Origin of the sequence: Limosilactobacillus sp. DJ3M12 (assembly GCF_947381695.1) — a bacterium.
Classification (GTDB): domain Bacteria; phylum Bacillota; class Bacilli; order Lactobacillales; family Lactobacillaceae; genus Limosilactobacillus; species Limosilactobacillus kinnaridis.
On sequence record NZ_CANCWY010000041.1, the window covers coordinates 1 to 4,564 of the forward strand.

Below are 4,564 nucleotides of genomic sequence, written 5' to 3' on the forward strand. Positions count from 1 at the left end.
TCCATCAACCAATAATCAATTGGTCAGTATTATTTATTTGAGTCCAGTGGCTAACTTATTCTTGAAATTTAGGTTTTTTTATTCTTTTTTGATACCACCGATAAGCAAAGTATAAACCAACGATCGCCATGATGATAATAGCAATGGTTGTATAATCATTAAAGATTATGACAATTTTATTCCACGATTGGCCGACCCAAGCGCCGAGAACGACAAGCAGTGTATTCCAAATTGCGCTTCCGATCGTAGTGAGAAGGCAGAATTTCCCTAATGAAGTTTGCGCGATCCCAGCAGGAATAGAGATTAAACTGCGGATAACGGGAATGCAGCGGCCATAGAGAATACCGCCTGTCCCATGTTTATTAAACCAATCGACTGCTTTTTTAGCATCATCTTGATGAAAGCCTAGAAGTTTAAATAAACGATGACTAAGAAGACGTTCGAGACGTTTAACAGTTAACTGGCGACCAAGGGCATATAAAATAAGTGCCCCGATAAGTGAGCCAATTGTCGCGGCGATAATTACTCCAACAATTGATAAAGAGGTGGTGGTCGTCATGAATCCGCTCATTGTAAGGATAATTTCGGATGGTAGCGGTGGAAAGACATTTTCAAGGGCAATTAGTAAGGCAATTGCAAAATAACCAAACTGATTAATAAATTCCGTTATCCAAGCGTTCATAAATTACTCCTGTTCAATTAAATATTCTCTAAACACTCTATCATATTAGAGAAATACTTAGTAGCGGTCTTATTTTTCTTTAGTGAAAATTACGAATTATAAATTAGAATTATTATATTGAAGTGAATAAAATACCTAGAAAGAGCAAAAAGTGTTCGGATTTAATTAAATAAAATCTTAAAAATTGCTAAAATCTTACTAAAAATGTGCTAAAGTATAATAAGACTACATAAGGGAGATTGATATAAAGTGAAGCGATATCGTTTCGGACGCCTCAGTATGGGCTGGCAAATTATGATTGGGCTGGCCCTTGGTATTATTTGTGGATTAATTTTCTATCAAAATAAGGGTGCCATCACTGTTATGCAGAGCTTAGGAACAATCTTTATCCGGCTGATTCAAATGATCGTAATGCCAATTGTTGTTTCTTGCTTGACTGTGGGAATTGCTAATATTGGTGATATTAGAAAGTTAGGACGGATTGGTGGAAAAACATTAATTTATTTTGAAGTTTTAACCACAATTGCGTTAATTTTAGGGATCGTAATGGCTAACATTACCCATCCAGGTTCGTTTATTGATATTCATAAACTTCATGCAACTGATATTTCGCAATACATGTCCACTGCAAAATCTGCAGAACATAGTAGCGGATTCTGGCCATTAATTTTGTCGATTATTCCAACGAACATTTTTAAATCCATGTCTGATGGTGACATGATGCCTGTTATCCTGTTCTCAGTTCTTTTCGGATTAGGAATTGCAGCTGTTGGGGAAAAGGCTAAAATTTTAATTGATGTATTAAATGCAGTTTCAGAAGTTATGTTCAAAGTTACTAATTGGGTTATGAAGTTTGCACCAATTGGGGTCTTTGGTTTAATTGGAATGACAATCGCTGAAATGGGTATTAGTGCTCTGCTGCCATTAGGATTATTTATTGTGATTGCGTATGTGACAATGTTAATCTTTATTATTGTTGTCCTCGGTATTACTGCTCATATTTTCCATTTACGTTATTGGAAGACGATGCGCGCTATCCTTGATGAGATTGTTTTGGCATTTACTACTGCCAGTTCAGAAGTTACGTTGCCTCGTTTGATGAAAAAGACGCACGAGATGGGAGTAAGCAAGGGTATTACAGCTTTTGTTATTCCAACTGGTTATACTTTTAATCTTGATGGATCTGCAATTTATCAATCATTAGCAGCGATCTTCTTAGCACAAGCATATGGACTTCATCTTAGTATTTCTCACCAAATTACTCTGCTGGTTGTTTTGATGATTACTAGTAAGGGAATGGCTGGGGTTCCAGGAGCTTCTTTTGTTGTATTGCTTGCTAGTGTTTCTACAATTGGGGTTCCAATGGCTGGTTTGACTTTCATTGCCGGAATTGATCGTTTCGTTGATATGGGACGAACTGCCGTAAACGTGGTTGGTAATTCAATTGCCACACTTGTTATCGGTGAATCTGAAGGTGCTCTTGACCGTGAAAAATATAATGCATATTTAGATAATTACGGAAAGGAAAAACCATCAACAGAAACTGACGTTGAAGCTGAATAAAATTAAATAAACATAAAAGCGAAGATGGGGAAATCCTCACCTTCGCTTTTATGTTTACTCTTTCTCTGAACTAACGGTATCTTGGGCTGGTGCTAGCTTAACTCCTCGGTGGTCAACGCTTGTACTAAATACGATTTGTGTACTTGTCTTTCCAAAACGTTGTTGAATAGTATTGATGAAGTTATCTAAATCGGTGGTAGAAGGAAAAACAACTTCCATAATTTCTGAATAATCACCAGTTACACAGTTACATTCAATCACATTGGGAATTTGTTGAATGTAAGGGTAAAATTCTTGTTTTTGGCGAGGCTCAAGTTGCACCTGAATAAAAGCTTTAACATGAAAGTTGATTTTTTCCATGTTAACACTTGTATGGTAGCCAGTAATAATCCCATTTCGTTCAAGTTTATTAATTCGCGCCGCAATTGCTGGTGATGAAATAAAACATTCTTTAGAGAGTTCTTTTAAAGAAGCACGGGCGTTTTTTTGAAGAAGGTTAATAATCTTCCTATCGATCTTGTCCATAAGATGCGGCCTCACTTTCAAATATTAAAGGTATATTGGATATATTAAGATTACTCTAATTAAAGATTAATGTATAGTCTAAATTTTAGGAAATTTGGAATTTTATCTGAGGTCAGTATTATTCTGGTTTCCTTCGCTTTATTCTTTAAAAAAATGGTATAATTTAAGTAAATATATTACTTGTTTGTTTGGAGGTTCAAACCTATGGATCAAGAATATCAAAACATCCTAGTTCCAGTTGATGGCTCTCAGGAATCAGAATTTGCATTGCATCGTGCAATCGCAATTGCAAAGCGTAATGGTGCCCATATAGATATTTTAAACGTAATTGATACACGAGCAATGGCTTATAACTTTGCTGGTATGTCAGATGGAAGTATTGCTTACCAGTTAGTTGATAAGTCAAAGCAATACCTTGATGAATTGTTGAAGACTGCCAAGGATAAGGATGGTTTTGACAATCTTGACATTCATATCCGTCTTGGTAATCCAAAGACAATTATTTCATTTGACTTCCCTCGTGATCACCACAACGACATGATTATTATTGGTGCTAGTGGATTATCACGGATGCAACGAGCTGTAATGGGTTCAGTTACGTCATATGTAAAGCGTAATGCGCCTGTTGATGTGTTAGTTGTCCGAACTGATGTAGATCAGGTTAAATAGTCATTGAATATTATCAATGAGGGTTAGTGGTAAATATTACCATTAACTCTTTTTTTATAAAAAAGAAGGTGTGTTATCGTGGCAGATGAAATTACTAAGCGAGTTTCCTTGATAGAATTATTTTATGATTTAGTGTTCGTTTACATGGTTTCCCGAGCAATAGAAATGATTCACCATTTGCACCATGGGATTGTGGGATTGCCGGTTTTAGGAATCTTTGCAATTGTCGTGATTGTATTTATTAATTCCTGGATGGTCCAGATGGTTTTTACAAATCGGCATGGAAAGCTTTCAAGAACAAGTGTTACCTTTTCGTTCATCGATATGGCAATTCTTCTCTATATGTCAAATTCGTTTTCAACAACATTTGACTGGCATTTAGCAATTTTTTTCATAGCTGCAGGATTGCTATCATTAACGTTATGTATCCAATATGTTTTATAGTTTACTTTTAGGCAGAAAAGAAGATAGATAAACAGATTACACGAGCATTTGCTGGAATTTTAATTTTTAGGACCGTTACGCTTTTTATTGGTGGGATTTTTTATCAAAGCCGAGTTAGAGTGAGGATTGCTTTTGCTGGTATTATTATCAGTTGGATTGCGCCTGGCTTTACCGGAAAATATACAAAGCATCATCCCATCATCTTTTCGCACTTGCTAGAACGGCTTACGGCATTAATTATCGTGATGTTTGGTGAGACGATTGTCGGTATTGCTGATTACTTTACTGCCACCAGCTTTTCAATTCAGTCTATTCTTATACTTACCACAGTTGCAGCGCTATTCTTTACCTACATTGTTGAATTTGATCATTTAATTAATGAACATCAACGCCATGAGACAGGAAATTTAATGATCTATCTTCATTACTTTATTTTATTTGATCTTAGCCTAATAACTGTGGCAATGAAATTCATTGATGATGCAGAGGCACATCCGCGATTTGCGGGAACCTGCATGTACCTGGGTTTTGCCTTGCTTTATATTGGCCTTGCAATTGCTAACTATTACAATAAGGTAAAAGTAAATAAAACCGTTGTAAGTATTTTTATCCATAAATTTGCGAGAATACCCCACTTCTATAAGTAGGGGATGAATCGCTCTCTTAAAGTACGTTAGTGCT

At 36.0% G+C, this 4,564-nt stretch carries 6 protein-coding genes; 4 read left to right on the top strand and 2 right to left on the bottom strand.

The features are described 5' to 3' along the window. Positions 1–55 precede the first annotated feature (55 nt). Entirely contained in the window at positions 56–682 is a 627-nt protein-coding gene (locus QOS06_RS10350; RefSeq protein ID WP_085650568.1) for a DedA family protein, read from the bottom strand. A 249-nt stretch (positions 683–931) separates the two neighbouring features. Between QOS06_RS10350 and QOS06_RS10355 the strand changes: the two genes are divergently transcribed. Then, positions 932–2,245 (top strand): cation:dicarboxylate symporter family transporter, encoded by a 1,314-nt coding sequence (locus tag QOS06_RS10355; protein WP_019252975.1) that lies wholly within the window; start codon positions 932–934, stop codon positions 2,243–2,245. A 54-nt stretch (positions 2,246–2,299) separates the two neighbouring features. On the opposite strand, the gene QOS06_RS10360 is transcribed toward QOS06_RS10355, so the two are convergent. Further along, on the bottom strand, positions 2,300–2,770 hold the full coding sequence (locus QOS06_RS10360) for an Lrp/AsnC family transcriptional regulator (protein ID WP_003669853.1): 471 nt from the start codon (positions 2,768–2,770) through the stop codon (positions 2,300–2,302). A 204-nt stretch (positions 2,771–2,974) separates the two neighbouring features. Here QOS06_RS10360 and QOS06_RS10365 point away from each other — a divergent pair, with 204 nt between their 5' ends. From QOS06_RS10365 to QOS06_RS10375, 3 genes are all read left to right on the top strand, one after another. Beyond that, entirely contained in the window at positions 2,975–3,439 is a 465-nt protein-coding gene (locus QOS06_RS10365) for a universal stress protein (RefSeq protein WP_003669854.1), read from the top strand. Between the two features lie 78 nt (positions 3,440–3,517). Continuing rightward, positions 3,518–3,883, top strand: coding sequence for a low temperature requirement protein A (locus QOS06_RS10370; RefSeq protein WP_085650567.1), 366 nt, complete (start codon positions 3,518–3,520; stop codon positions 3,881–3,883). A 62-nt stretch (positions 3,884–3,945) separates the two neighbouring features. Next, on the top strand, positions 3,946–4,530 hold the full coding sequence (locus QOS06_RS10375; RefSeq protein WP_283596022.1) for a low temperature requirement protein A: 585 nt from the start codon (positions 3,946–3,948) through the stop codon (positions 4,528–4,530). Positions 4,531–4,564 lie beyond the last annotated feature (34 nt).

What these genes read in the sequence shown, in the direction of transcription:
- QOS06_RS10350 (WP_085650568.1), bottom strand. Translation starts at nt 682, where the DNA reads ATGAACGCTTGGATAACGGAATTTATTAATCAGTTTGGTTATTTTGCA.
- QOS06_RS10360 (WP_003669853.1), bottom strand. Translation starts at nt 2,770, where the DNA reads ATGGACAAGATCGATAGGAAGATTATTAACCTTCTTCAAAAAAACGCC.
- QOS06_RS10365 (WP_003669854.1), top strand. Translation starts at nt 2,975, where the DNA reads ATGGATCAAGAATATCAAAACATCCTAGTTCCAGTTGATGGCTCTCAG.